Raw genomic sequence first — 6,227 nt, forward strand, 5'->3', positions numbered from 1 at the left:
CTCACCGCCAGCCCCGCGGAAAGCGAGCACCTGTAGCGGAAATCAACCGCCACTCGCTACATCCAAAAGCAACAATGTTAACGAAAACAGCCAAATGAATAGAAAAAACAAAAAAAGCAGGTGGCGTCCACCTGCTTTTAATGAAGTATTAAATTGAATTAGTCGTAAGATCCTGATTTTCCTGGTGGAGCTTTTTATATTGAAAATACATGGTTATTCTCCATGGAACAATCATCCCAAATGCAAGTATCCAGAACATTCCGCTCAGCTCCCCGTAGTCAATGGAAGCACTGAGGATCGACTTGGCAACAATACGGATTAACAGAAGACCAATCAAAATGAACGCAAACGCTTTGGAGCGTTTCAAATAAATATCATTTTCACGTATTTCAAACTTAGAGGTTTTGATTAACAATAAGGAAAATACCATACCGACAGTAATCGCCTCTAAGAATTCACTTATATTGACACGGAAGACTGGGAATAAGAACATCAAAGCACCAGTACTCATGAATAGTGGTGGTAAGATAATCTTCTTACCGCTTACCGGTCTTTTCTGTGCTTTCATCCTAATAAAAATCACCATAAATCCCATACAAATCGCTACAATGGATGAAGCAATCATCATACAGCATCATCATCCTTTTATAATCTACTTTAAAATACCTTTCCTTATTATAGCTTAATTCAAGAAAAAACGAAAACACAAAAAGAGAGAATGAATAGAAACTTCAATCTCTCCATGGATTTATGATCCCAACACCCTTTTAATAGCTTCATCTACACGCACTTCGTCAAATGGTTTAACAACAAAGTCCTTGGCTCCTGCTTCAATGGCTTCCACTACAACTTTTTGTTGTCCCATTGCAGAACACATGATCACCTTTGCTTGAGGAAACTCTTCCAGAATCTCCTTAACCGCTTCAATCCCATTCATCTCAGGCATGGTGATATCCATCGTTACCAGGTCTGGCTGAAGCTCACGATACTTCTCTACGGCAATAAGTCCATTCTCAGCTTCCCCAACTACTGCGTGACCGCTGGATGCAAGCATGTTTCCAAGAGTCAATCTCATAAATTTCGCATCATCCACTACAAGTATCGTTGCCACAGATGTTTCCTCCTCGTATACACTATCGATGTCCATTGAGTAAAATTACCTGAATAATCCATTTAAACTATACCATAAAACGTAATAATTATTCAATTTATTCTGTAAATCTTCAACTGAAAACTCATTAAAATCCTTGAAACCCACCAAATATCGTCGTAAAGTACGCAAGAATGACTGTCATCCAATCAAAGAATAGCATGATTCCTACAGCAATCATCACGTATCCCCCTATTTTCACGATCTTCCCGCTGTTCTTTCTGATCCATTGCATCTTTCCGATAAAAAATGACAGAATGAAGAAAGGAATGGCAAACCCTAATACGTATGCTGTCATATACATGACGCCTGAACCTGGATTCGTTGCCGCCAGAGCCAGTACCGAAGCAAGGATCGGACCTGTGCAGGGAGTCCATCCGGCAGCGAAAGCCATACCGATCAGAACGGAACCGATATATCCTGCAGGCCTATTCTTAAATTCATATCTGCGGTCCTTCATCAATGATTGGGGTGTAAAGACGCCGATGACGACTAAACCAAATATGACGATAAAAATAGCCCCAAGCTGGCGAATCAGGTCTTTATAGTTCAAAAAGAAGTTTCCAATTAATGATGCCCCAAAGCCGATGGCGATAAAAATGGCCGAAAAACCGATCAAGAAAAATAACGTATGTAATAAACTTCTTCTCTGGAGCATGGCATTATCCGTTTTCAGTTCATTGACACTCATCCCGGTTATGTAAGATAAGAACGCGGGATATAAGGGTAAGCAGCATGGGGATATGAAGCTTAAGAATCCTGCCCCGAATGCTAAGAAAATATTAATGTCAGACATTTTTACATCTCCTACTTTTCAGTATATATGTCTATTCTATCAAACAATGCCCTGAACTATGAGGAATGATTGTGTGAAAGATTTGTGACCATTTGATTACAATGCCATATGACTCTTTCATTTGTATTAAAGTCTCTTTTCTTTTTTAAAAACGGCTAATTTTACTTTGAAAAATAGTGCTCTTTTCGTTATACTAATAAAAAGTTACAGTTATTACTAGTTTTGTATTCCACTTGACAGGACATACAAAAGAAAGGAAACAGCCGTGTCTAAAAAAGAGCTTCTCGAACGAATTGAAAAAAAGCGTGCTCAATTAATTGATATTGTTGCTGAAAATGGACTCACGTCACCTCAAGCTATTCAATTTAGTCAGGAACTTGATCGTCTGTTAAATAGCTACAACTCTCAATACATAAAAAAATGCTGCACACCCCAAATGAGTTAATCTATCCTTTTAAATAAATTAATATTTTAATATAAGAACGGTAAACAAAAGGAGACTCCTGCCTATACGGAGTCTCCTTTTATCCTTTTAATCCCCCGATACTGCATCTTCCATCCCTTGGGTCAACCCATTCTGAAGGAGATACATTTTATGATAGATCCCTCTTTGAAGGAGTAATTCCTGATGACTGCCGCGCTCTACAATTTCTCCATGGTGTAAAACCAGGATAAGATCCGCATCCTGGATGGTCGACAGCCTGTGGGCAATGGCGATGGTTGTTCTCCCTTTTCTCATTTTGGTCAGGGCACTTTGGATTGCCTCTTCCGTTTCTGTATCTATGTTGGCTGTAGCTTCATCAAGTACAAGTATTTTAGGACTGGTTGCCATTGTACGTGCAAAGGCGAGCAGTTGCCGCTGACCGCTTGAAAGAGTAGAACCCCTTTCAACCACAGGATGATCATACCCTCCAGGTAGTTTCTCGATAAAGGCATTCGCCTGTACGAATGCTGCAGCCTCTTCAACCTGTTTATCAGACATGTTGGCGTGATGCAGCTTGATATTATCCCTTATGTTCCCATAAAAGAGGAAAGGATCCTGAAGGACCAGCCCCAATTTCTGACGAAGTTCATCCATCGGGTAGGTCTTGATGCTCCTGCCATCTATTAGAATGGTACCACGGTTAAATTCATAGAATCTCATAAGCAGATTGATGATGGAGCTCTTACCGCTCCCCGTATGTCCAACAAGGGCAACTGTTTCACCCGGTCTTGCTGTGAATGATATATTTTTTAAAACATCCATTTCCCCATCATAAGAGAATGAAACATTGGCAAATGTAATTTCTCCTTTCCGTATCGTTTCACTCCTTTCATTCTGTATGGTCTGCTCAGGTGATTCTTGAGTTTCATCCAATAAGTCGAAAACACGCGAGGAGGCTATGACCGCCTGTTGAAACATGGACAACCTCATCATGATTTGATTCACTGGTTCAAAAAAGCGATCCAGATAGTTCACAAATGCATAAAGGACACCGATTTCAATCGGAGAATCCATTGATGTTATACCGAAATAACTTAAAACGACAATTAAGGCAGCCACATACACAAGATCGATGGCCGGCCTTAATAATAATCCGTCCACTTTGATATTCCTCATTCCTGCCAGATAATGTTTCTCATTAATATCCCCGAACTCTTCCCTCATTCTTTTTTCTTGCCGGAATACTTGAATGATCGACATCCCTTGTAGGGACTCACTGAGCTTTGCATTGAGCTGACTCAATCTCTCCCGCATATCCTGATAGAAAATGGAGCTGTATGAACGATACAATTTCATAATCATGAAAATAACCGGCAGTATGAATAAACAGAAGAAAGCTAACCGGGGGTTTAGAACAAACATGGCAATGAAAATACCCGTTAGAAGGAAAGCTCCTTGAATGAACGCTACAAGGACACTCACGAACATATCCTTGATTGCTTCAGTATCATTCGTTACTCGGGAGACAATGCTCCCTGCCGGGGTATGATCAAAGTATTTCATACCAAGTCCTTGCACCTTTGTAAAAACATCCACCCTCAATTGCTGGATAATCTTCAGGGCGATCTGTTGAAATGTTAATAACTGAAAATATGTAATCAAAACATTCCCAACCTGAATCAATAAATATGCTCCGGCTAATCCTGTAAGGGGGCCGTACGGGAATACCCTCGGCGTTAGATAATCATCAATGAATATTTTTATGATGATCGGTCCAAAAACATCTCCGGTGGTGGTCAAAAGCAATAATGAAAAAGCGGCCACTATCATCTTTTTATGGGGCTTTGTATACCTCATGAGGCGGTAAAAAGTTTTTCTCTGATCTTTCGGTGACATCGTCTGTATCCCATTCATCGCTTATCCTCCATGTTCCACGAGTTCTTCTAACTGTTGGCGAAGATACATTTCTTTATACCAGCCTTTTTTCTTCATCAACTGAAGATGATTACCACTTTCGATGATTCTCCCATCTTCCAGGACGACAATCAGGTCTGCATGTTGAATGGCACTTAGTCGATGAGATGTGATCATCGTCGTCTTACCTTCCCGATTTTGTTTTAGGGAAGAAAGGATGGACTCTTCGGTTTTGGCATCCACTGCTGACAGGGAGTCATCCAGGATTAGTACTTCAGGCTTTAATAACAGTGCCCTTGCAATGGAGATTCTCTGCTTTTGTCCACCAGATAATGAAACTCCCCTTTCACCCACCACTGTCTCATAGCCTTTCGGAAACCGGCTGATGTCGTCATGTACGTGAGCAAGTTTTGCTGCCATTTCGATTTCCTCTGTTGATGATAAGGGATTAGAAAACGCTATGTTCTCACCAATAGTGGCAGAAAATAAAAAGTGATCTTGAGGCACATATCCGATACTTTCACGCAAACACCTTAATTTATAACGTTGGACGATTTCGCCTCCGAACCTGACTTCTCCCTTGTATCCTTCAAATTCTCTCAAGAGGAGCCTTAACAGAGTGGTTTTCCCCGCTCCTGTTTTTCCGACGATACCAACGGTCTGACCCTCCTTTATAGTTAAATGAATATCTAGAAGGGCCTGGACTTCCTCACCCGGGTACGAGTAAGAATCAATATGGTATTCAATATCCCCTGATGGAGCTTGATCAAGTGCATCTGGATCATCATGAATGTCCACTTGTTCATTCAAAAGGGCTGAAACACGTTCATAAGATGCACGTCCTCGCTCAACAATGTTAAATAGCCATCCGAATGCAAGCATAGGCCAAATTAAGAGTCCAAGATAAGTCGTAAAAGAAATCAACTCACCGATTGTCATCTCCCCGCTTATCACAAACCTCGATCCGAATACAATTGAAAGAAAGAAGGAAATTCCTACGATGATCGAGATCGTCGGATCAAATAAAGAATCTACCCTTGCAACAGACATATTCTTCTGAACCACCTCTTCTGATTGCACCCTGAACGACTCAATCTCCTCTTTTTCCTGTCCAAAGGTCTTAAGCACTTTAATGCCTGTAACACTTTCCTGGGTTTTATCATTCAATGCCGAAAACGCTTCCTGAGCGTGATGAAACCGTTTATGGAGGAGCGTACCATAATAACTCGTCAAAACAGCCATGAAAGGCATAGGAATAAGAGCTATGAGCGTCAGCTTCCAACTGATAGTAAACGCCATAGCCAACACAACAAAGCCTCCCGTTGATAAAGAGTCTACAAGTGTTAATACGCCCACTCCCGCAGTTTGTTGAATCGCTTGCAGATCATTTGTTGCGTGAGCCATCAGATCCCCTACACGCCTTTTTTGATAGAAAGCCGGCGACATTTTCGTAAAGTGATGATAAAGTTCATTCCTCAATATTCGAGAAAGCTTCGTAGCGGAACCGAAAATCATGATTCTCCACACAAAACGGAGACCATACATGGTTAGCGCTGTAGTTATCAGAATTAATATCCAATTAACCAAATCATCCGTTGTCAACGACCGTTCCTTTATTGAATCGACCACGAATCCAACGATTTTGGGCGGAATCAATTGGAGAAATGCGACCAACAACAGGAGGATGGTTCCGGATAAATATGACTTTTTCTCCTGTAGAAAAAACCACTTCAAATCTAAAAAGACCTTCATTCTGTCCCCTCCGAATCATGAATAAATCGACTCTTTATTTTACCAAATTTCAAAATAATGAGAAATATATTTTTAATTTTGGTTAAAAAGCTTTTGCATGGAACGTTCTGTTGTCTATAAAAAAGAGACTGGGACAAAAGGGTTTCAGATAAAGAAAAATCCGAACGAGTGATTTGATAAAAATCTAACTC

General features: G+C 40.6%; 6 protein-coding genes. 1 reads left to right on the forward strand and 5 read right to left on the reverse strand.

Features of this window, described 5'->3' with window-relative positions; genetic code table 11:
* Window positions 1–148: 148 nt before the first annotated feature.
* The 3 genes from SLH55_RS22975 to SLH55_RS22985 form a co-directional block, all read right to left on the reverse strand.
* A complete protein-coding gene (locus SLH55_RS22975) occupies window positions 149–628 on the reverse strand; it encodes a CcdC family protein (protein ID WP_219168741.1) in 480 nt (159 codons plus the stop codon).
* Window positions 629–748: 120 nt separating this feature from the next.
* Window positions 749–1,111, reverse strand: a complete 363-nt coding sequence (locus SLH55_RS22980; protein WP_219168742.1) for a response regulator — start codon at window positions 1,109–1,111, stop codon at window positions 749–751.
* 127 nt (window positions 1,112–1,238) lie between these two features.
* A complete protein-coding gene (locus SLH55_RS22985) occupies window positions 1,239–1,946 on the reverse strand; it encodes a cytochrome c biogenesis CcdA family protein (protein WP_219168743.1) in 708 nt (235 codons plus the stop codon).
* Window positions 1,947–2,211: 265 nt separating this feature from the next.
* Here SLH55_RS22985 and SLH55_RS22990 point away from each other — a divergent pair, with 265 nt between their 5' ends.
* On the forward strand, window positions 2,212–2,391 hold the full coding sequence (locus tag SLH55_RS22990) for an aspartyl-phosphate phosphatase Spo0E family protein (protein ID WP_219168744.1): 180 nt from the start codon (window positions 2,212–2,214) through the stop codon (window positions 2,389–2,391).
* Between the two features lie 87 nt (window positions 2,392–2,478).
* Here the strand turns inward: SLH55_RS22990 and SLH55_RS22995 are convergent, their stop codons facing one another.
* The gene (locus tag SLH55_RS22995; protein WP_320324554.1) at window positions 2,479–4,284 is read right to left on the reverse strand and encodes an ABC transporter ATP-binding protein; all 1,806 of its coding nucleotides are present in this window, start codon (window positions 4,282–4,284) and stop codon (window positions 2,479–2,481) included.
* Between the two features lie 3 nt (window positions 4,285–4,287).
* Window positions 4,288–6,036: an ABC transporter transmembrane domain-containing protein gene (locus SLH55_RS23000; protein ID WP_320324555.1), complete on the reverse strand. Its 1,749-nt coding sequence runs from the start codon at window positions 6,034–6,036 to the stop codon at window positions 4,288–4,290.
* Between the last annotated feature and the right edge of the window lie 191 nt (window positions 6,037–6,227).

The sequence above is a fragment of the Rossellomorea sp. YZS02 genome, from assembly GCF_033963925.1.
GTDB lineage: Bacteria > Bacillota > Bacilli > Bacillales > Bacillaceae_B > Rossellomorea.